Origin of the sequence: Paraburkholderia polaris (genome assembly GCF_012927345.1) — a bacterium.
GTDB classification, from domain to species: Bacteria; Pseudomonadota; Gammaproteobacteria; order Burkholderiales; family Burkholderiaceae; genus Paraburkholderia; species Paraburkholderia polaris.
In genome coordinates this window covers 106,304-126,298 of sequence record NZ_JABBGJ010000024.1, presented here as the reverse complement: position 1 = coordinate 126,298, position 19,995 = coordinate 106,304, and the positions used below count along the sequence as shown (strand labels likewise).

General features: G+C 62.9%; 17 protein-coding genes. 9 read left to right on the top strand and 8 right to left on the bottom strand.

The genetic code is table 11. The features are described 5' to 3' along the window. Nucleotides 1-10: 10 nt before the first annotated feature. From HHL24_RS22725 to HHL24_RS22710, 4 genes are all read right to left on the bottom strand, one after another. Entirely contained in the window at nt 11-1,801 is a 1,791-nt protein-coding gene (locus HHL24_RS22725; protein ID WP_169487618.1) for a M61 family metallopeptidase, read from the bottom strand. A gap of 95 nt (nt 1,802-1,896) precedes the next feature. Continuing rightward, a complete protein-coding gene (locus HHL24_RS22720; RefSeq protein WP_169487617.1) occupies nt 1,897-2,622 on the bottom strand; it encodes a DsbC family protein in 726 nt (241 codons plus the stop codon). A 123-nt stretch (nt 2,623-2,745) separates the two neighbouring features. Next, nucleotides 2,746-3,918, bottom strand: a complete 1,173-nt coding sequence (locus HHL24_RS22715; RefSeq protein ID WP_169487616.1) for a UbiH/UbiF family hydroxylase — start codon at nt 3,916-3,918, stop codon at nt 2,746-2,748. Nucleotides 3,919-3,983: 65 nt separating this feature from the next. Next, nucleotides 3,984-4,316, bottom strand: coding sequence for a hypothetical protein (locus tag HHL24_RS22710; RefSeq protein ID WP_230417536.1), 333 nt, complete (start codon nt 4,314-4,316; stop codon nt 3,984-3,986). A 322-nt stretch (nt 4,317-4,638) separates the two neighbouring features. On the opposite strand from HHL24_RS22710, the gene ychF reads away from it, so the two are divergent. Next, nucleotides 4,639-5,733 carry a redox-regulated ATPase YchF gene (ychF, locus tag HHL24_RS22705; protein ID WP_169487614.1) on the top strand — a complete coding sequence of 365 codons (1,095 nt, stop codon included), beginning with the start codon at nt 4,639-4,641 and terminating at the stop codon, nt 5,731-5,733. An 81-nt stretch (nt 5,734-5,814) separates the two neighbouring features. Here the strand turns inward: ychF and HHL24_RS22700 are convergent, their stop codons facing one another. After that, nucleotides 5,815-6,744 (bottom strand): glycerophosphodiester phosphodiesterase family protein, encoded by a 930-nt coding sequence (locus HHL24_RS22700; protein ID WP_230417537.1) that lies wholly within the window; start codon nt 6,742-6,744, stop codon nt 5,815-5,817. 376 nt (nt 6,745-7,120) lie between these two features. Here HHL24_RS22700 and ugpB point away from each other — a divergent pair, with 376 nt between their 5' ends. The 6 genes from ugpB (at nt 7,121) to HHL24_RS22670 (ending at nt 14,774) form a co-directional block, all read left to right on the top strand. Beyond that, a complete protein-coding gene (gene ugpB, locus HHL24_RS22695) occupies nt 7,121-8,446 on the top strand; it encodes a sn-glycerol-3-phosphate ABC transporter substrate-binding protein UgpB (RefSeq protein ID WP_169487612.1) in 1,326 nt (441 codons plus the stop codon). 75 nt (nt 8,447-8,521) lie between these two features. After that, nucleotides 8,522-9,406: a sn-glycerol-3-phosphate ABC transporter permease UgpA gene (gene ugpA / locus HHL24_RS22690; RefSeq protein WP_169487611.1), complete on the top strand. Its 885-nt coding sequence runs from the start codon at nt 8,522-8,524 to the stop codon at nt 9,404-9,406. Beyond that, on the top strand, nt 9,403-10,248 hold the full coding sequence (gene ugpE / locus HHL24_RS22685; protein ID WP_169487610.1) for a sn-glycerol-3-phosphate ABC transporter permease UgpE: 846 nt from the start codon (nt 9,403-9,405) through the stop codon (nt 10,246-10,248). The genes ugpA and ugpE overlap by 4 nt, the downstream gene beginning before the upstream one ends. An 88-nt stretch (nt 10,249-10,336) precedes the next feature. Continuing rightward, nucleotides 10,337-11,425 carry a sn-glycerol-3-phosphate import ATP-binding protein UgpC gene (locus HHL24_RS22680; protein ID WP_169487609.1) on the top strand — a complete coding sequence of 363 codons (1,089 nt, stop codon included), beginning with the start codon at nt 10,337-10,339 and terminating at the stop codon, nt 11,423-11,425. Nucleotides 11,426-11,641: 216 nt separating this feature from the next. Continuing rightward, entirely contained in the window at nt 11,642-13,306 is a 1,665-nt protein-coding gene (ettA, locus tag HHL24_RS22675; RefSeq protein ID WP_093643520.1) for an energy-dependent translational throttle protein EttA, read from the top strand. A 343-nt stretch (nt 13,307-13,649) separates the two neighbouring features. Further along, complete coding sequence (locus HHL24_RS22670; RefSeq protein ID WP_169487608.1) at nt 13,650-14,774, top strand: DUF748 domain-containing protein; 1,125 nt, start codon at nt 13,650-13,652, stop codon at nt 14,772-14,774. Nucleotides 14,775-14,869: 95 nt separating this feature from the next. On the opposite strand, the gene HHL24_RS22665 is transcribed toward HHL24_RS22670, so the two are convergent. Genes HHL24_RS22665 through HHL24_RS22655 form a run of 3 tightly spaced genes read right to left on the bottom strand, consistent with a single transcriptional unit; the run spans nt 14,870 to nt 17,615 of the window. Beyond that, on the bottom strand, nt 14,870-15,493 hold the full coding sequence (locus HHL24_RS22665) for an HAD family hydrolase (RefSeq protein WP_169487607.1): 624 nt from the start codon (nt 15,491-15,493) through the stop codon (nt 14,870-14,872). A gap of 33 nt (nt 15,494-15,526) precedes the next feature. Beyond that, complete coding sequence (locus HHL24_RS22660) at nt 15,527-17,341, bottom strand: aminopeptidase P family protein (RefSeq protein ID WP_169487606.1); 1,815 nt, start codon at nt 17,339-17,341, stop codon at nt 15,527-15,529. Between the two features lie 19 nt (nt 17,342-17,360). Further along, nucleotides 17,361-17,615: a hypothetical protein gene (locus HHL24_RS22655; RefSeq protein WP_169487605.1), complete on the bottom strand. Its 255-nt coding sequence runs from the start codon at nt 17,613-17,615 to the stop codon at nt 17,361-17,363. Nucleotides 17,616-17,819: 204 nt separating this feature from the next. On the opposite strand from HHL24_RS22655, the gene HHL24_RS22650 reads away from it, so the two are divergent. Both HHL24_RS22650 and hemA read left to right on the top strand, forming a co-directional pair. Next, on the top strand, nt 17,820-18,530 hold the full coding sequence (locus tag HHL24_RS22650) for a response regulator transcription factor (protein ID WP_169487604.1): 711 nt from the start codon (nt 17,820-17,822) through the stop codon (nt 18,528-18,530). A gap of 62 nt (nt 18,531-18,592) precedes the next feature. Beyond that, nucleotides 18,593-19,879: a glutamyl-tRNA reductase gene (gene hemA, locus HHL24_RS22645; RefSeq protein WP_169487603.1), complete on the top strand. Its 1,287-nt coding sequence runs from the start codon at nt 18,593-18,595 to the stop codon at nt 19,877-19,879. Nucleotides 19,880-19,995 lie beyond the last annotated feature (116 nt).

Genomic DNA, 19,995 nt, shown 5'->3' with positions numbered 1-19,995 from the left:
CGAATTACGGTCAGCTTGCAAGCCAGCGCTCCCGCGCCTTGCGCGCGGCGGGCCGCTTGTCGCTCACGGCAAGCTTATAGCGCGACACCTCAGGCCCGTCCAGCTTGACTTGCGCGGTACGCAGCTCGTCGCGGCGGAAAGCGTGAACTTCGACTTTTGCGCCCGGTAGATAGCGCGACAGCAGCGAATCAAGATTCGAGCCGGTCACGCGCAGACCGTCGAGTGCGATCAGCACGTCGCCCGCCGAGAGGCCGGCTTTTTGCGCCGCGCTGCCTTCGTGAACCGCTGCCAGCGCGCAATCCGCGCCGCCGCGCACGCGCGCGCCGAGCGAGGGCTTGCCGTTCTTTTCCAGATCCGGCGCAAGCGTGACACCGAACGGCGCGAGCAGCGTGTCGAGGGGCAGATCGCGCGTGCCGTACACGGCTTCGGCGAACAATTCGCCCAGTTGCACGCCAGTCGCTTCGGCAAAAATCGCCTCGATCTCACCTTCTTCGACGCCGACGGGCTTACCGCGATAGAAGTCGCGCCCAAACCGCTGCCACAGCAGGCGCATCACGTCGTCGAGCGATTTGCGGTGACTGGTCTGCGCGCGAATCGTCAGATCGAAGGCGAGCGCGACGAGCGAGCCCTTGGTGTAATAGCTGACGATCGCATTCGGCGCGTTTTCGTCCTGCCGATAGTATTTGACCCAGGCGTCGAACGAGCTTTCGGCGACCGTCTGCTTCAGACGCCCACTGCCGCGTTGCACGCCACCGACTACCTTGCCGAGCATGCCGAAATAGTCGTCTTGCGAGATCAGGCCGCTGCGCACGAGGATCAGATCGTCGTAGTAAGAGGTGAAGCCTTCGAACAGCCACAGCAGCGACGTATAGTTTTCGACGCTCAGGTCGTACGGCGCAAACACGGCCGGCTTGATGCGCTTCACATTCCAGGTGTGGAAGTATTCGTGGCTGCACAGGCCGAGGTAGGTTCGGTAGCCCTCGGTGGCCGCGTCGCGGCCTTCCACCGGCAGATCGCCGCGATTGCAGATCAGCGCCGTCGAGGCGCGATGTTCCAGTCCGCCATAACCATCGGTGACGGCCTGCGTCATGAACACGTAGCGATCCATCGGCGCTTTCTTCGACGCCGGCTCGAACAACGCAATCTGCGTTTCGCAGATACGCTTCAGATCGGCGGACAGACGCGCCATATCGAGCCCGATCACGCGCCCCGCGATCACGATGTCATGCGGCACGCCGTGCGCCTTGAAGGTCGCCAGCGCAAACTCCCCCAACGTGACCGGATGATCGATCAGCTCGTCATAGTTCTGCGCGCGATACTCGCCGAAGCCGTAACGCTTCGTGCCGCGCGCTTCCGGCAGCGCGGTCGCGACCCGCCAGTTGCGATACGCCGCGCCTTCCGGCTTCTGGATATCGACCACGCACTGCGCTTCCTCATGACCGAGCGGCGACAGGAATACGCTGGTGCCGTTGAAAAAGCCCGTCGTATCGTCAAGATGCGCGGCGCGCACCGACAGGTCCCACGCATACACCTCATAGCGCAGCGTCAACGCGCCTTTGACCGGTGCTGCCTGCCACGTGTGCTTGTCGGTCTTTTCGACGCGCACCTTGCGGCCCGCGTCATTGGTGGCGCGCAGCGTGACGATATTGCGCGCGAATTCGCGCACCATGTAGCTGCCCGGAATCCACACCGGCAGCATGAAACGCTGGCCGGCCGGATCGGGATCGGCGACGGTCACGGTGACTTCGAACAGATGGGCGACGGGTTGCTTGGGAACGATGGTGTAGCGGATCGGCTTCATCGGCGGCGATTAGGAGGTTTCTGGCGGGGAGGTTCGGGGCTTGATGTGAAAGGAGGCGCACAGCGCGCCTCCTTTCTTCGACTGGTGCTGCGTGCTCAGTGCACGGCGGACATTTCCTTGTCCAGCCGGTCTGCCGGCACGGCGCCGGGCAAGCGGCGGCCGTCGGCGAGGAACACGGTCGGCGTGCCGTCGACGTTCATCGCGCGGCCGAGCGCCAGGTTCTTGTCGATCGCCGCGGTGTCGCAGGTGCCGGCGGCGGTGGGCGCCTGATGATCCTGCATCCAGGATTCCCATGCCTTTGCGCGGTCGGTCGAGCACCAGATCGACTTCGACTTGGCGGTCGAATCCGGCGACAGCACCGGGTACAGGAAGGTGTAGACCGTGACGTTATCGATCGACTTGAGCGTGGTTTCGAGCTGCTTGCAGTACGGGCAGTTCGGATCGGAGAACACGGCGATCTTGCGCGCGCCGTTGCCCTTCACGACCTTCACGGCATTTGCGAACGGCAGGCTCGCGAAATCGATGCGGTTGGTCTCGGACAGACGCGCTTCAGTCAGATTCTTGCGGGTCTTCGCGTCGACCATGTCGCCGAGCATGAGGTAGTCGCCGTTCGCATCGCTATAGATGATCTGCGTGCCGAGGTTCACTTCGTAGAGGCCGGCAATCGGCGACTTCGTCACGCTCTTGATCGTCACGTCGGCCAGACGCGTTTGCAGCGTGGCCTTGAGCCTGTCGGTGGTTTGGTCGGCCTGCGCGGAGCAGCCGATCGTCACGGCAGCGATCGCGAGCGCGACGGCCGCGATGCGAAAGGATTTTTTCATGCTGGATTCCTGGAGTTCAATCGCGCGCGTTGCGCGTTTTTGGGACGTTTCTGGTCTGACCGGAATGGCGTCCATCCGTTCATGATACCCGTCTCACCGGCCGGGCATGCCGGCTCCGGCGCTTTACCCCAGCGCGGCCGACACCAGCCAGCGCTTGATGAACGGCTGCGCGCCGACAAATGCCATACCGGTATTGCGCAATACCTTGGCAAACGGACCCGGCGCCGAGAAGAGCTTTTGCAGGCCGTCGGTGGCGATCATCAGCGCGCGAATATCTTCGCGGCGGGCGCGCTCGTAGCGGCGCAGCAGCACCATGTCGCCGAGATCGCGGAATGCTTCCTTGCCGGCGACCGTCTCGGCGAGCGCCGCGACATCGCGCAAACCGAGGTTCATGCCTTGGCCCGCCAACGGGTGAATCAGATGCGCGGCGTCGCCAACCAGCGCGACGCGCGGCGCCACGAGCTTGTCGACGGTTTGCAGCGCGAGCGGGAAGCCTTGCGCGGGCGTCACGCATTCCAAAGCGCCGAACTGCTCACCCGTCACACGCTCGACTTCGGCCGCGAGCTGCGCCGGATCGAGCGCGAGCAGTTGCTCGGCGTGCTCGGTGCGCGCCGACCAGACCAGCGACGCGTGGCCCTCCGGCATCGGCAGCAGCGCGATGATTTCGCCGTCCCTGAACCATTGGTAAGCGGTTTCGCTGTGCGGCTTTTCGGCCTTGAAATTCGCGACCACGCCGGTTTGCTTATAGTCGCGCCGGTCCATCTTCGAGCCGATCTGCGCGCGCACCCATGAATGCGCCCCGTCCGCACCGACCACCAGATCGGCCTCGAGCACATTGCCGTTGGCAAGACCGACGCTCGCGCTGTCGGCGGTAAAGTCGAGCGCCTGCGCGCGCGTGTCGATCCAGGTGAGATTCGGCTGGAAACGGAGAGCGGCATCCAGCGCGCGCTCGATCACCGACGACTCGACGATCCACGCTAGTTGCGGCACGGATGCCTGAAACGCGGAGAAATGGAGTTCGGCGTGCGCGTCACCATAGACGCGCATATCGTAGACGGGCCCGAGCTTTGACAGATCGAGCGCCTGCCAGACCCGCAACCGTTCCAGCAAAGCCTGCGAACTCGACGACAGCGCGTAGACCCGCGAGTCGAAAGTAGCACCGGCCGGGAGCGCCGTGCAGGGTTGCGCGAGCAGCGCCACGCGCAGTCCGCCTTGCGTCAGCGCCAGCGCCGCGGTCTTGCCGACGAGCCCGCCGCCGATCACGGCGGCATCAAAGGTCTGGTGGTGTGCGTTCATCCGCGCATTATAGCTGCGGGGGGTGCGGGGGACGGATCGAGGCGTGCGGCGTTTCGGCCTGAAACCTAGTGTCCAAGCGCGGCGTGGCCCGCATTGGCTTCACGCAAACGCATGAATTCACGGTCTGTTGAAAGGACTCTCCAGGCGCTCGTCACCAGTTCGCTCTTACGGTCGCGCTGATCCCCCCTTACGGTGCAGTCTGGGAAAACCCGGTCGTACACGCGCCACAGCGAGTTGAAATCATTGATATCGGCGAACTGCGCAATGCTGCGCTTATCGTCCTGCGAGAGCTGTTTCACCATGCAGTCCACCGTCTGACGATCGGTTGCCGCCTGGGCCTCTTCGTAGTTCGGCGATAGCCAGGCAACCACACCGGCGCCAATCAGCGCGGCGACCAATCCCCATCTTGCCAATTGTTTTATTGTCATCGTGCATCCTCGGAAAGGGCTCTAGCGGCCCTGGATCCGAATATTACAATGTTCCGACAAAATATTACCGCTAGCACGCTTTCCCGCGCCCGTCCCAGGAACCTTACCCGAACGGGTTACAATTGCGCTTTCCGTGACAAAACTCGCCCAGAATCGCCGAGGCAACGCCCCGATCTGGTGTCTTGTCCCGCTCCGCTGCGCTTCCTCCGCCACGCCAAACGCGAAGGCTTTTCGAATCCTGCACACAGCGTCGAGCGCATCACGCAACTTACTGATTCACTGAAGGATTTCCATGAGCCTCAAATGCGGCATCGTCGGCCTGCCTAACGTCGGCAAGTCCACTCTGTTTAATGCGCTGACCAAGGCGGGCATTGCCGCCGAAAACTACCCGTTCTGCACGATCGAGCCGAACGTCGGCATCGTCGAAGTGCCGGATGCGCGTCTGAAGGCTCTCGCCGAAATCGTCAAGCCGGAGCGCATCCTCCCGGCCGTGGTGGAATTCGTCGACATCGCCGGCCTCGTGGCCGGTGCGAGCAAGGGCGAGGGTCTGGGCAACCAGTTCCTCGCGAACATCCGCGAAACCGATGCGATCACGCACGTGGTGCGCTGCTTCGAAGACGAGAATGTGATCCACGTCGCGAACAAGGTCGATCCGCTGTCGGATATCGAAGTGATCAACACCGAACTGGCGCTGGCCGACCTCGCGACCGTCGAAAAGGCGCTGTCGCGCTATTCGAAGGCCGCCAAGTCGGGTAACGACAAGGAAGCCATCAAGAACGCCGCGGTACTGGAAAAGGTCCGCGCGCAACTCGACCAGGCCAAGCCGGTCCGCGCGCTCGATTTGTCGGATGAAGAAAAGGCCACGCTCAAGCCGTTCTGCCTGATCACCGCAAAGCCGACCATGTACGTCGCCAATGTGAAGGACGACGGTTTCCACAACAACCCGCACCTCGACGCAGTCACAAAGTTCGCGGCAGCCGAAGGCGCACCGGTCGTCGCGGTGTGCGCAGCGATCGAAGCGGAAATCGCCGATCTCGAAGAAGCGGACATGGAAGTGTTCCTCGCCGACATGGGCATGGAGGAGCCGGGCCTGAACCGCGTGATTCGTGCGGGTTTCAAGTTGCTGGGCCTGCAAACCTACTTCACGGCCGGCGTGAAGGAAGTGCGCGCGTGGACGATCCACGTTGGCGATACCGCGCCGCAGGCAGCGGGCGCGATCCACACCGACTTCGAGCGTGGCTTCATTCGCGCGCAGACGATCGCCTTCAACGACTTCATCACCTACAAGGGTGAACAAGGTGCAAAGGAAGCCGGCAAGATGCGCGCGGAAGGCAAGGAATACGTCGTGCACGACGGCGACGTGATGAACTTCCTGTTCAACGTTTGACGTTCAGTCTCTGCTCGGAGCGGCCACCAGCGAAACGCTGAGCGCCGCCGTACTCGAAAGGCCCGCGAAATGCGGGCCTTTTTATTGGCCGCCCTGCGTGCCGTGCTGCGCCTCACATCGCAGCGGCATAGCCATACTTGCCTTGATCACGGCCATCTTTTGCGGCGAATCCGCCAGCACTGCATCGATCCCCAGACACGCCGCCGTCCGATAATCATCCGCATTGTTCACCGCAATTGCGACGATCCGCACATCCGGCTTCTGCCGGAAGCAGGCGACCGTCGTGGGCGTCCACAGCGTTGCCTGAACCTCGGAGCGGCCTTCGCCCAGCGTAAATTTCTCCACCACGGTCATCTTCCGGTGCAACTCGAACGCCGCAGCGGTGTGTTCAGCCGGCGCGTCCACGCAGCCCTGGTTGAGCAGCACGCGCACGAGCCGCCCACGGGTCGCGTCGCGCGACTCGAATAGCTTCGCCTGCGAATAGGCAGCGAAGCTCTGCTGATAGTCAGCCTCGGTCGAATAGATCGTCACGCGCGACCACGCGCTCTCTTCATTGAGCACTTGCGCTACCGCCTGAGCCTGGGGCGCAGCCGGCAACGCTTTCATATCCAGGATGATCGGCGTGGCCAGCGGAATGGTGCGCAACGCTTCGCGCAGCGTCGGAATACCGATCGGATGTTCGCGATAGGGATAGATATCGCCGCTCCGGAAACTCCAGCCGGCGTTCACGCGTGCCAACTCCGCGGCCGTCAGGTCAGACACCGGACCTTTGGCATTGGTCAACGCCGACAGGTCGGCCGGCCGGTACAGAACGGGCACGCCGTCCTTGCTCAACTGCACGGTCAGCCACATCGCGTCGGCATGATGCGCAATCGACTGGCGAATCGCCTCGAGCGTGTTCTCCGGCGCGTCGCCTGTCCCGCCTCGATGCGCGATGATCTTCGGCAACGATGTCACCGGCGGCACTCTGGCGTCCGCGGTCTCAGTCGTCAGCGCGCACCCTGCCAGCATGAGACCCGCTATCGAACCGCAGACCGCCAATCGCACTGAACTCAGCATCGGGAATCCTGATTAATAAGCACTCTGATCAAACGTGCATGATCGCGCAAAGCACGCCCCCACCTCGCTGTCCATCATGCCAGTGCAAGTGCAGCCGCGTTCGGCGGCCTACGTTCAGCCTTGATCTCGCGCAACCCCGCGACTTCGGACGGGCATTGTTTCCGTTTCGTGACAGCCGATGTTAAATTGCGGCATTCGGCACCTGTCAAAAGCGGGCCGCCGCCCGGTAACCGACGCCGGACTGTCATCGAACACAACTAGAATCGCGCGATTCGCATTCGCGCCCGTTCCGTCAGCAACCATGTTGCATGACACAGGAGACAAATCGATGAATTGCAAGCCGCTATTCCGTTCGCTTTCCGTTGCCGCCGTGTTGAGCTTCGGCATCAGCCAGGGCGCCCACGCCGCCACTGAAATCCAGTTCTGGCACGGCATGGAGGCCGCCCTCGGCGAGCGTCTGAACGACATTGCCAACGCGTTCAACTCGTCGCAAAGCGACTACAAGATCGTGCCGGTGTTCAAAGGCACCTACGACCAGACCCTCGCCGCCGGCATCGCCGCTTATCGCAGCGGCAACGCGCCGGCCATTCTGCAGGTCTACGAAGTCGGCACCGCCACGATGATGCAGGCGAAAAAAGCCGTGATCCCGGTCTCGGAAGTGTTCAAGCAAGCCGGTGTGCCGCTCGACGAAAAGGCCTTCGTGCCGACCATCGCAAGCTATTACAGCGACGCCAAAACCGGCGAGCTGATCTCGATGCCGTTCAACAGTTCGACGCCGGTGCTGTACTACAACAAGGACGCGTTCAAGAAAGCCGGGCTCGATCCGAATCAGCCGCCGAAAACCTGGGCCGAATTGCAGGTTGACGCGCAGAAGCTGAAGGCGTCGGGCATGGCGTGCGGCTATTCGTCGGGCTGGCAAAGCTGGATTCAACTGGAGAATTACAGCGCCTGGCACGGCGCACCGTTCGCGTCGAAAAACAACGGCTTCGACGGCCTCGACGCGCAGCTCGAATTCAACAAGCCGCTGCAGGTCGCGCACATCCAGTTCCTGCAGAACATGCAGAAGGATGGCACCTTTACATACGTTGGCCGCAAGGACGAACCGGTGTCGAAGTTCTATAGTGGCGACTGCGGGATCATCACGAACTCGTCCGGCTCGCTTGCCACGATCAAGAAGTACGCCAAGTTCAACTTCGGCACCGGCATGATGCCGTACGACGCAAGCGTGAAGGGTGCGCCGCAGAACGCGATCATCGGCGGCGCCAGCCTGTGGGTGCTCTCGGGCAAAGACCCGGCCGTCTACAAGGGCGTGGCGAAGTTCCTCGCGTATCTATCGTCGGCGCCTGTTGCTGCGAAGTGGCATCAGGACACCGGCTATCTGCCGGTCACAACCGCCGCGTATCAACTGACGCAGCAGCAAGGTTTCTACGAGAAGAATCCGGGCAGCGACACGGCGATCAAGCAGATGCTCAACAAGCCGCCGCTGCCGTACACGAAGGGCTTACGTCTTGGCAACATGCCGCAGATCCGCACCGTCATCGACGAAGAACTCGAACAGGTCTGGGCAGGAAAGAAGACGCCGCAACAGGCGCTTGATTCATCCGTGTCGCGAGGTGACGAGCTGCTGCGCCGCTTCGAGAAAGCCGGTAACTAAGAAAGTACTCGCCGCCAGGGTTTCGGTGCGCTCGCCCCGAAACCCGACGTTGCAGTAGAACCTTGGGAATTCTCGATGGAAAAGCGCTCTAGCTTCGGCACCAGCGTCCTGCCCTACCTGCTGGTTGCGCCGCAACTCGCGATCACGCTGCTGTTCTTTCTGTGGCCGGCGGGTGAAGCGCTGTGGCAATCCACGCAAAGCCAGGACGCGTTCGGCACGTCGAGCGAGTTTGTCGGACTGGCCAACTTCAAGCAGTTATTCGCCGATCCGCTTTATCTGTCGTCGTTCAATACGACGTTGATTTTTTGCGCGCTCGTCACCGTGTGTGGATTGATGATTTCGCTCTTGCTGGCAGTCTGCGCGGATCGCGTCACACGCGGTGCCAGGACCTATCAAACACTACTGATCTGGCCGTACGCGGTCGCGCCCGCGATCGCCGCCGTGTTGTGGTCGTTCCTGTTCAACCCGAGCATCGGCCTCATTACCTATGCGCTCGCGAAGTACGGCATCGTGTGGAATCACGCTTTGAATGCGGGCCAGGCGATGTTTCTGGTCGTGCTGGCTTCCGTATGGAAACAGGTCAGCTATAACTTTCTGTTCTTCTATGCCGGCTTGCAGGCGATTCCGCGTTCGCTGATCGAAGCGGCGGCCATCGACGGCGCCGGTCCGGTGCGGCGCTTCTTCGGCATCGCCCTGCCGCTGCTCTCGCCGACCAGCTTCTTCCTGCTGGTGATCAATATTACCTACGCGTTCTTCGACACCTTCCCGGTGATTGACGCCGCCACCGGCGGCGGCCCGGCGCAATCCACCCGCACGCTGATCTACAAGATCTTCGCCGAAGGCTTCCAGGGGTTGGACATCGGCAGCTCGGGCGCGCAGTCGGTCATCCTGATGGTGATCGTCGTCGCGTTGACGGTCGTGCAATTCCGCTTCATCGAACGCAGGGTTCAATACTCATGATCGAGAACCGCCGCGGTTTCGACCTCTTCTGCCACGCGGTGCTGATTCTCGGCGTCGTGCTGGTGGTGTTTCCGGTGTATGTCGCGTTTTGCGCGGCGACGATGAGCGAGCAGCAGGTGTTCAGCGTGCCGCTGTCACTGGTGCCGAGTACCCATCTGTTCGAGAACATCACGACCGTCTGGACGCATGGCAGCGGCAATGCGGCGGCGCCGTTCGGCCGCATGCTGTTCAACAGCCTCGTGATGGCGCTGGTGATTTCGGTCGGCAAGATCGCCGTCTCAATGATCTCCGCGTACGCGATCGTGTTTTTCCGCTTTCCGTTTCGCAATCTGTCGTTCTGGCTGATCTTCATCACGCTGATGCTGCCGGTCGAAGTGCGTATCTTCCCGACCGTGCAGGTCGTGTCGTCGATGCATTTGAGCAATACGTACAGCGGTTTGACGTTGCCGCTGATCGCGTCGGCCACCGCGACGTTCCTGTTCCGCCAGTTCTTCATGACGCTGCCGGACGAATTGATGGAAGCGGCGCGTATCGACGGCGCCGGCGCGATGCGTTTCTTCTGGGACGTGGTGCTGCCGCTGTCGAAGACGAACATGGCGGCGCTGTTCGTCATCACGTTCATTTACGGCTGGAATCAGTATCTGTGGCCAATCCTGATTACGAGCCAGCAATCGCTGACGACAGCCGTGGTCGGCATCAAAAGCATGATTGCTTCCGGCGACACCGCAACCGAATGGCATCTGGTGATGACCGCGACGCTGCTCGCGATGCTGCCGCCGCTCGCCGTCGTGCTGACGATGCAGCGGTGGTTCGTGCGCGGGTTGGTGGACTCAGAGAAGTAACTCGCGCAGCTTGGGCGAGCTTCGGCGCTGGACATGGAATCAGGAACACCGCGCTATACGCGGCAAGCAACGAAAAGGTTAAAACGGCATGGCTGCACTGACTCTGCAAGGCGTTAAAAAGACCTACGACGGCAAACAGTTCGTGCTGCACGGTATCGACGTAGACGTCGCGGACGGCGAGTTCGTCGTGATGGTCGGCCCGTCCGGTTGCGGCAAATCGACCTTGCTGCGCATGGTAGCCGGGCTCGAGCGCATCTCCGAAGGCACGATCTCGATCGCCGGCAAGGTGGTCAACGAATTGGAGCCGAAGGATCGCAACATCGCGATGGTGTTCCAGAACTACGCGCTGTATCCGCATATGAGCGTCGCCGAGAACATGGGCTATGCGCTGAAGATCGCGGGTGTCGATCGTGCCCAGATTGCGAAGCGCGTGCAGGCTGCGGCGCAGATCCTCGAGCTTGAACCGCTGTTGATGCGTCGGCCGCGCGAGTTGTCGGGTGGCCAACGGCAACGCGTCGCCATGGGCCGCGCGATCGTGCGTGAACCGGCGGTGTTTCTGTTCGATGAACCGCTGTCGAATCTCGATGCACGGCTGCGCGTGCAAATGCGCCTCGAAATCCAGCGCCTGCACGCAAGGCTTGCCACAACCAGCCTCTATGTCACGCACGATCAGATCGAAGCGATGACCTTGGCGCAGCGCGTGATCGTGATGAACAAGGGCCACGCCGAGCAGATCGGCGCGCCGACCGAGGTCTACGAGCGGCCGGCGACGGTGTTCGTCGCGAGCTTCATCGGCTCGCCGGGGATGAATCTGCTGGAAGGGCGGGTGTCCGACGACGGTTCTATGTTCGAGGTCGCAGGCAACGGGCCGAAGCTGCCGCTGACAGGCGTGGCGTCGATCGGCCGCGAAGTCGCCAAGGGCCGCGAATGGACGCTCGGCATTCGCCCGGAGCACATGACGCCGGGTCAAGCGGACGCGTCTCACGCCACCTTGACCGTCGATTCCTGCGAACTGCTCGGCGCGGACAACCTCGCACACGGACGCTGGGGCAAGCACGACGTGACGGTCCGCCTGCCGCATACGCATCGCCCCGCAGCCGCCGAAGCGCTGCAAGTCGCGCTGCCCGCGCAGCATCTGCATTTCTTCGATGCGTCGACGGGACGGCGCGCAAACTGACGTCACTACGGACGCCCTCTGCCGCCGCACCCTCGCCCCGAAGTACAATGCCACCTGAACTACCCGCCCGCGCGCGGGGCGTCGCGAACTTCGACGCCGTGCTCGAGCCGCGCCGGCCGGCGCCGGGCGCACTGCCCGGCTACAACACCGATTACCCATCCACCCACGACCGCCCGCCCCCACGCGGCCGGCGTCGTCAACGTCTATTGCAAGCAAATGGCCCAATACGTCTTCACCATGAACCGGGTCGGCAAGATCGTGCCGCCCAAGCGTCAAATCCTGAAAGACATCTCGCTGTCGTTCTTCCCCGGCGCGAAGATCGGCCTGCTCGGCCTGAACGGCTCGGGCAAGTCGACGCTGATCCGCATCATGGCCGGTGTGGACAAGGACATCGAAGGCGAAGCCACGCCGATGCCGAACCTGAACATCGGCTATCTGCCGCAGGAACCGCAGCTCGATCCGAACAAGACGGTGCGCGAAGCGGTCGAGGAAGGTCTCGGCGATGTCTTCGGCGCGCAAAAGAAGCTCGACGAGATCTACGCCGCCTACGCGGAGCCGGACGCTGACTTCGACGCGCTCGCCGCCGAGCAGGCGAAGTACGAAGCGATTCTTGCCACCACCGACGGCAGCGCCGAACAGCAGATCGAAATCGCCGCCGACGCGCTGCGTCTGCCGGCATGGGACGCGAAGATCGAACACCTGTCGGGTGGCGAAAAGCGCCGCGTGGCACTCTGCAAGCTGCTGCTCGAAAAGCCGGACATGCTGCTGCTCGACGAACCGACCAACCACCTGGACGCGGAATCGGTCGACTGGCTCGAACAGTTCCTCACGCGCTTCCCGGGCACGGTCGTCGCCGTCACCCACGATCGTTACTTCCTCGATAACGCCGCTGAGTGGATTCTCGAACTCGACCGCGGCCACGGCATTCCCTGGAAGGGCAACTACAGCAGCTGGCTCGACCAGAAGGAAGAGCGCCTGAAGCAGGAAGAATCGTCGGAATCGGCGCGTCAGAAGGCGATCAAGAAGGAACTGGAGTGGGTGCGCCAGAACCCGAAGGGCCGTCAGGCGAAGTCGAAGGCGCGTATTGCCCGCTTCGAGGAGCTGAACAGCCAGGACTACCAGAAGCGCAACGAAACTTCGGAAATCTTCATCCCGGTCGGCGACCGCCTGGGTAACGAAGTGATCGAGTTCAAGAACGTCAGCAAGTCATATGGCGACCGTCTGTTGCTCGACGACGTCAGCTTCAAGATTCCGGCGGGCGCAATCGTCGGCATCATCGGGCCGAACGGCGCCGGTAAGTCGACGCTGTTCCGCATGCTGACCGGCCGCGAACAGCCGGATTCGGGCGAGATCGTGCAAGGCCCGACGGTCAAGCTCGCGTACGTGGATCAAAGCCGCGACGCGCTCGACGGCTCGAAGACCGTGTTCGAAGAAATCTCCGGCGGTGCGGACGTGCTGACGGTCGGCAAGTACGAAACGCCTTCGCGTGCGTACATCGGCCGCTTCAACTTCAAGGGCGGCGATCAGCAAAAGACCGTCGGCAATCTGTCGGGCGGTGAGCGCGGCCGGCTGCATCTGGCGAAGACGCTGATCGCGGGCGGCAACGTGCTGCTGCTGGACGAACCGTCGAACGACTTGGACGTCGAAACGCTGCGCGCGCTGGAAGACGCGTTGCTCGAGTTCGCCGGCTCCGTCATGGTGATCTCGCACGATCGCTGGTTCCTCGACCGGATCGCGACGCACATCCTGGCGTTCGAAGGCGATTCGCAAATCACGTTCTTCGACGGCAACTACCAGGAATACGAAGCGGACAAGCGCGCACGTCTGGGTGAAGAAGCTGCACGTCCGAAGCGTCTGCGTTACAAGCCGATCGCGCGATAAATCTCGAACCTGGCGGCCCGCTCGTTGGCTGATGAGCGAGCTGTTTGCAGGTCGGTTTTTTGCTGACGGTTTCGTGGACGTTTTTGTGGACGGTTTTGCTGACCGCCCGATCGGCGTGTTTTGCCGGCCAATTGGCCGGCCATTTTGCTCACCATGGCATGCCGGAAACGCCTTGCGTTTGCCGGATAGGCGGTAGGGCACATGCATTGCGTGCCACGGCGTGATACACGTTGTCCCGGCGGGATACAGCCGCTCCGGGCGTCAAATCAAATGCGGTCAGACCGGCGCACGCACAGGCCAATCAATGCCACGCCGTGTACAGCGCGGCGACGAGGAGGCAAGCATGGCGATGTCGAAGGGCAAGCGCTGGGTCATTGCCGTAGGCGGCGTGCTGCTGGTGCTGATCGTCGTCGCGGTCGGTGCGCTGCAGTTCGCGCAGCGCGAAGTCAAAGAACGCATCATTGCGGCGCTCGGACCACTCGGCAGCGCCGAAAGCATCGACGTCGGCCTCACTTCGGTTCATCTCACCAACGTTGTGCTCAAAGCGCCGCCCGGCTGGCCCGCCGGTGATCCGCTACGCGCCGACGAAATCATGCTCACGCCCGACATCCGCGATTTGATCGCGCAGCGCATGCATATCCGCAGCGTGGTGGTGCGCGGCTTCGACATCGCCGTGCTGCGCACCAAGGACGGTGGGATCCGTCTGATGCCGAATCTGCGGGAGTCGATAAACGGCCCCGACGACAACGAAGCCAGCGGCGGCGCAGCGCCTTCCTCCCGAGAAAAACTGGTCGATCACATCAGCTTCGAGCAAGGCAACTTCCATTTCTACGATATGACGGTTGGTCCGCCGGCATTCAAAGTGACGGTCAGCGACGCCAACGCGACTGTCGACCACCTGCAACTGCCCGCGCTCACCGACCCGACCAACGTCAGCGTCACCGGCTCGATCAAGGGCCCGACGCACACAGGCACCGTTTCATTCGACGGGTGGATCAAGATCGCCAGTAAGGATTCGCAGACCAGCAGCACACTGCGCGGCGTCGATGTCGTGATGCTCGATCCGTACCTGCTGAAAAAAACCGGCGCAAAGACGCAAGTGACGGGCGGCACGGTCGATCTGACGGTCGACTCGACGGTGCGGAACTATCAGCTGCATGCACCCGGCACGGTGACGATCCACCATCTGCAACTCGCCGAGAGCGGCAGCCCGCTCGACACCTTCATGTCGATTCCGACCCAAGCCGCCATCGCCGCGCTCAAGACGCACAACGGTGACATCACGCTGCATTTCGTGCTGGATGGGAATTTGCGCGATCCGAAGTTCTCGGTGCAGGAAAGTCTGATGACGCGCATTGGCGCCGGCTTTGCGAAAGCGATGGGCGTGAGCGTCGAAGGCGTGGCGAAGGGCGCTGGGGAGACAGTGAAAGGCCTGGGCAACGCGTTGAAGAATCTGCTCGGACAGTAGGCAGACCGGGGCCGAGGTAGCCGCCGCGCCGCTAAAGCGAAGGCGCGCCGCGCCGTCGCTTCAGGCAGCATCCTCCGTCACACGGAATCGCGCGCTTAGACCGGCAAGCCCAATTCGCGCAGCCTTGCTTCCGTTTTTGCTGCGTTCACGTGATGCACGCCATGCCAGCCGAGTGCCGTTGCGGCCTCGGCGTTTTTCAGATTGTCGTCGATGAAGACGAGCTCGCCCGGCTGGATGCCCGGCAGTTGCGCCGCGATCCGCTGATGCATTTCCGCGAAGATCGCCGGATCAGGCTTCACCAGCTTCACCCTGCCCGACACGACGATGTCGCGGAACCGCTGCAGCACGGGGTAATGCTCCCACGCATACGGAAAGGTCTCCGCGGACCAGTTCGTCAGCCCAAAGAGCGGCACATTGGCCGCCTCGAGCTTTTCCATGATGGCCACGCCCTCTTCCAGCACGCCGGCCACCATCTCGTGCCAGCGCTCGTAGAACGCGCGGATCAGCGGTGCGTGATCGGGAAACTTCGCGACCAGTTCCTCGGTCGCCTCGACGATCGGCTGGCCGCCGTCCTGACGGATCACCCAGTCCATCGAACAGACATGGGTCAGAAACCAGCGGCGCTCCGTTTCGTCAGGAATCAACTGACGATAGAGATACTCGGGGTTCCAGTCGATCAGCACGCCGCCGAAATCGAACACGACTGCCTTGATGGCCATGCACGCTCCGTCAGTAAGGTCGTGGCGACGAGGTCAGATAGCTTGTGTACGCAACTCGAGCCACGCCTTGGCCTCACCCGAAACATGCGGCGACAGGCGCGTGCGCACCATCTCGTGATACGTGTTGAGCCATGCGCGCTCGTCGTCACGCAACAGCGAAAGGTCGAGGCAGCGCGTGTCGATCGGGCACAGCGTCAGCGTTTCGAACTTGAGGAAATCGCCGAACTCGGTTTTCTCCGCAGGCACGTTCAGCACCAGGTTCTCGATCCGCACGCCCCACTTGCCCGGTCGGTAAATGCCCGGCTCGACCGAGGTGATCATGCCTTCTTCCATCGCCGTCCACGGTTCGGCCGGTGCGTAGTGCGAAATCACCTGCGGGCCTTCGTGCACGTTCAGGAAATAGCCCACCCCGTGACCGGTGCCGTGACCATAATCGGCGCCGGCTTCCCAGATCGGCGCGCGGGCGATCGCGTCGAGCATCGGCGAACGGATGCCGCGCGGGAACTTCGCGCGCGACAGCGCCATGGTGCCTTTCAGCACAATCGTGAAATCGCGCCGCTGTGCCTCGCTGACGGTGCCGATCGGCACGACACGGGTGACGTCGGTCGTGCCGCTCAGATATTGCGCGCCCGAATCGATCAGCAACAGGCCATTGCCCTCGATCACCGAATGCGAGTCAGCGGTCGCGCGGTAGTGCGGCATCGCGCCGTTCGCGTTGAAGCCGGCGATTGTCGCAAAGCTCAGCGACACGAATCCCGGACGGCGCGCGCGGGCTGCCGTCAGACGCTCGTCGATCGTCAGCTCGGTGATCGGTTCGCGGCCCAACGCGCCTTCGAACCACGCGAAGAATTCGGCGAGAGCCGCGCCGTCCTGTTCCATCGTCTCGCGCACATGCTCCGCTTCTGCCTCGGTCTTGCGCGACTTGAAGAAGGTGGACGGATTGACCGCCTCCACGACCTTCACCGTGGACGGCACCAACTGCAGCGAGCCATATGTAATGCGGCGCGGGTCGATCAGCAGCGTGCTGTCGGCCGGCAGCGCGGCCAGCGCTTCGGCCGCCTTCGCATACGGCTCGATGCTGATGCCGTCACGCGCAAGCGCATCGGCCAACGCCTGCGGCACCTTGCCGTCGGCGACGAAGAGCGACGCGCTCTCCGGACCGATCAGCGCGTGCGCAACGAACACCGGGTTGTAGCTGACATCGGCGCCGCGCAGATTCAACAGCCATGCAAGGTCGTCAAGCGTGGAAATGAAGTGCCACTGCGCGTCCTTCTCCGCCATCGCGCGGCGAATCTGCGCGAGCTTTTCCGAACGGGCGACGCTCGCGTGCGGCGCGGCATGCTCAAACACGGCGGCAGCGGGCAGCGACGGGCGCTGCGGCCAGATCGCGTCGAACAGATCGACGTCGGTGCGCAGCTTCACGCCGCGCGCGGTGAGCGCCTGGCTCAGTGCACGCGCCGCCGACACACCGAGCACGGCGCCGTCCACACCGACCGTGCCGCCGGTCGCGACGTTCTGCGCAAGCCATTCGAAATGCGGCGCGGTCTGCTGACCGCCGGTCATCTTCATCAACTGAACGCCGGTCCCGGCCAGTTGCGCGTTGGCTTGCTCCCAATAGCGGCTGTCGGTCCATACGCCGGCGAAATCGGCGGTCACGACCAGCGTGCCGGCCGAGCCGGTGAAGCCCGACAACCACTGCCGGCCTTGCCAGCGCCCGGGTAGATATTCGGAAAGATGCGGATCTGCGGACGGCACCAGATAGGCGGCTACGCCTTCGCGCGCCATCGCATTGCGCAATGTCGCGAGCCGTTCGGGGATGGAGGAGGTTTCGGGAAGTCGGGCATTCATCGGAGTCACCTGCAAATATTCATCGACGGGAAAGCAAGCCGACCGTCACGGCAACGGCGACCAGCGCGACGGCGGTACATACCGGCCATTCGAGCGTATCGCCATCATGAAAGAGACCAACCACGTTGCCGGCCATGCGCGCGACACCCGCCCCCAGTAAGCCGGCCAGTAACGCCACCCACCATTGGGCGCGGCTCGAACGGCGCAGCGGATGCAGCCACCAGCCCGCGAGACCGATCACCGCGCCCAGCACCACGATTCCAGGCCACCCCATCAGCGGCAGGCCTCGCGCAGTTTCAGATTCGTCTCATGGGCGCACGGGGCCAAGACAGCTAGCATTTTTGTCTCATTAACTATAGAGGTTCAGCACGGCGCTTTCCGCATAGCGGTTGAGTTTAGGGGTCGGGGTGATGTTAGGCAAGCTGTAAGCCTTACGGAGAAGCCTGACCTCTGGTAATTGCCAGGCTGAAAGCGCGCCATGCGAATCGCCCTTATCGAGCCGGATCTTCGGCACGCCACATTGGTCGGCCGGCTGATCTTTGCCGGCGGCCATATGTGCCAGCACTTCACCGCGAGCGCACCGTTCCTGCATCGCGCCGACGACGAATTCTTCGATCTTCTCATCACCGAGAACTGGGCCGGCGACCATTCCGCCGAAGACGTGATCCCGCGCGCCCGCTCCATCCTGCCTGGCTTGCCGGTGATCGTGCTGCTGTCGGAGCCACGCGAAAGCCAGATCGTTGCAGCGCTGCACGCCGGCGCCGACGACTGCCTGATCAAACCCGTCCGCGGCCCGGAAATGCTGGCCCGGGTAGAAGCGCTGCTGCGCCGCGCGGGCTTACGGCGACCACCTAACCGGCGGCGCGACACGATCGGCGGCTATGCGTTCGATGCGGCGCAGTTTGCCGTCACATTCCGTAATCAAACCGTCGCCCTGACGCCGAAGGAATTCCGCTTTGCGCTGCTGCTATTTACCAATCTGTCACGACCGGTGTCGCGCGCGCATATTCTCGAAACCGTCTGGACACGCCGCCGCGACGTAAGGTCGCGCACGGTCGACACCCATGCATCGCGCGTGCGGACCAAATTGCAGTTGCGCCCGGAGCACGGTTATTGCCTGACACCGCTTTACGGCTACGGTTATCAACTTGACGCGGTCGCGCCGGAAGCCGTTGTGGAGGCCGGATGACGCGCGCAGAATGAAAGAATCGTGAAAACGCTATAATATTGGGCTAAACCATAGCTCCCCATATGCAGCTTCTAACGATCGGAATCAATCACCACACTGCGCCTGTCGCCTTGCGCGAACGCGTGGCGTTTCCGCTCGAACAGATCAAGCCTGCACTGGACACCTTCAAGAGCGTCTGGCTCGGCCGCACCGCCCGCACGGCGCCGGAAGCGGCGATTCTGTCCACCTGTAACCGCACCGAACTCTACTGCGTGACCGACGACCAGGCCGCGCGTGAAGCCGCGATCCAGTGGTTCTCGAAGTACCACAACCTGCCCATCGACGAACTCGCGCCGCACGTCTACGCGCTGCCGCAGTCGGAAGCCGTGCGCCACGCGTTCCGCGTCGCGTCGGGGCTGGATTCGATGGTGCTGGGCGAGACGCAAATCGTCGGACAAATGAAGGATGCGGTACGCACGGCGTCTGAAGCCGGGGCGCTCGGCACCTACCTGAACCAGTTGTTCCAGCGCACCTTCGCCGTTGCGAAGGAAGTGCGCAGCACGACCGAAATCGGCGCGCAGTCGGTTTCCATGGCGGCGGCCGCCGTGCGGCTCGCGCAGCGGATTTTCGACAAAGTCTCGAACCAGCGCGTGCTGTTCATCGGCGCGGGCGAAATGATCGAGTTGTGCGCTACGCACTTCGCGGCGCAGCAGCCATGTGAGCTCGTCGTCGCCAATCGCACCGCCGAGCGCGGTACCCGCCTCGCCGAACGCTTCAACGGCCGGGCCATTCCGCTCTCGGAACTGCCCGCGCGCATGCACGAGTTCGACATCATCGTGTCGTGTACCGCTTCCACCCTGCCGATCATCGGTCTGGGCGCGGTCGAGCGGGCCGTGAAAGCGCGCCGTCACCGGCCGATTTTCATGGTCGATCTGGCCGTGCCGCGTGATATCGAACCCGAAGTCGGCCAGCTCGAAGACGTGTTCCTGTACACCGTCGACGATCTCGGCGCGATCGTGCGCGAAGGCAATGCGTCGCGGCAAGCCGCGGTCGCGCAGGCCGAGGCGATCATCGAAACGCGTGTACAGAATTTCATGCAATGGCTCGACGCGCGCAGCATCGTGCCGGTGATCCGTCACATGCATACGCAGGCCGACGTGCTGCGTCGCGCCGAAGTCGAACGCGCGCAGAAAATGCTCGCACGCGGCGACGACCCGGCAGCGGTACTCGAGGCGCTGTCGCAATCGCTCACCAACAAACTGATCCACGGCCCCACCCACGCGCTCAATCGCGCGAGCAGTGAGAACCGTGACACGCTCATCGAGTTGATGGGCGGTTTCTACAAACACTCCGGTTCTACGGAGCGTTAGCGGCACAGCCACTGCCGCACCGTCCGCGCCATCCTGAGTGGCCCGCGACATGCTTCTGCCCAGGGCATCTGCCCACTCCCCTAGTCGCCGTCCTTGCCGGAGTCCGCTCCGAAACC

Bases quoted from the DNA above. Each gene is read 5' to 3' on its own strand.
- ychF (WP_169487614.1), top strand. From the start codon at position 4,639: ATGAGCCTCAAATGCGGCATCGTCGGCCTGCCTAACGTCGGCAAGTCC.
- ugpE (WP_169487610.1), top strand. From the start codon at position 9,403: ATGATCGAGAACCGCCGCGGTTTCGACCTCTTCTGCCACGCGGTGCTG.
- HHL24_RS22650 (WP_169487604.1), top strand. From the start codon at position 17,820: ATGCGAATCGCCCTTATCGAGCCGGATCTTCGGCACGCCACATTGGTC.
- HHL24_RS22665 (WP_169487607.1), bottom strand. From the start codon at position 15,493: ATGGCCATCAAGGCAGTCGTGTTCGATTTCGGCGGCGTGCTGATCGAC.
- HHL24_RS22680 (WP_169487609.1), top strand. From the start codon at position 10,337: ATGGCTGCACTGACTCTGCAAGGCGTTAAAAAGACCTACGACGGCAAA.
- hemA (WP_169487603.1), top strand. From the start codon at position 18,593: ATGCAGCTTCTAACGATCGGAATCAATCACCACACTGCGCCTGTCGCC.
- ettA (WP_093643520.1), top strand. From the start codon at position 11,642: ATGGCCCAATACGTCTTCACCATGAACCGGGTCGGCAAGATCGTGCCG.
- ugpB (WP_169487612.1), top strand. From the start codon at position 7,121: ATGAATTGCAAGCCGCTATTCCGTTCGCTTTCCGTTGCCGCCGTGTTG.
- HHL24_RS22670 (WP_169487608.1), top strand. From the start codon at position 13,650: ATGGCGATGTCGAAGGGCAAGCGCTGGGTCATTGCCGTAGGCGGCGTG.
- HHL24_RS22660 (WP_169487606.1), bottom strand. From the start codon at position 17,341: ATGAATGCCCGACTTCCCGAAACCTCCTCCATCCCCGAACGGCTCGCG.
- ugpA (WP_169487611.1), top strand. From the start codon at position 8,522: ATGGAAAAGCGCTCTAGCTTCGGCACCAGCGTCCTGCCCTACCTGCTG.
- HHL24_RS22715 (WP_169487616.1), bottom strand. From the start codon at position 3,918: ATGAACGCACACCACCAGACCTTTGATGCCGCCGTGATCGGCGGCGGG.
- HHL24_RS22655 (WP_169487605.1), bottom strand. From the start codon at position 17,615: ATGGGGTGGCCTGGAATCGTGGTGCTGGGCGCGGTGATCGGTCTCGCG.
- HHL24_RS22720 (WP_169487617.1), bottom strand. From the start codon at position 2,622: ATGAAAAAATCCTTTCGCATCGCGGCCGTCGCGCTCGCGATCGCTGCC.
- HHL24_RS22700 (WP_230417537.1), bottom strand. From the start codon at position 6,744: ATGCTGGCAGGGTGCGCGCTGACGACTGAGACCGCGGACGCCAGAGTG.
- HHL24_RS22725 (WP_169487618.1), bottom strand. From the start codon at position 1,801: ATGAAGCCGATCCGCTACACCATCGTTCCCAAGCAACCCGTCGCCCAT.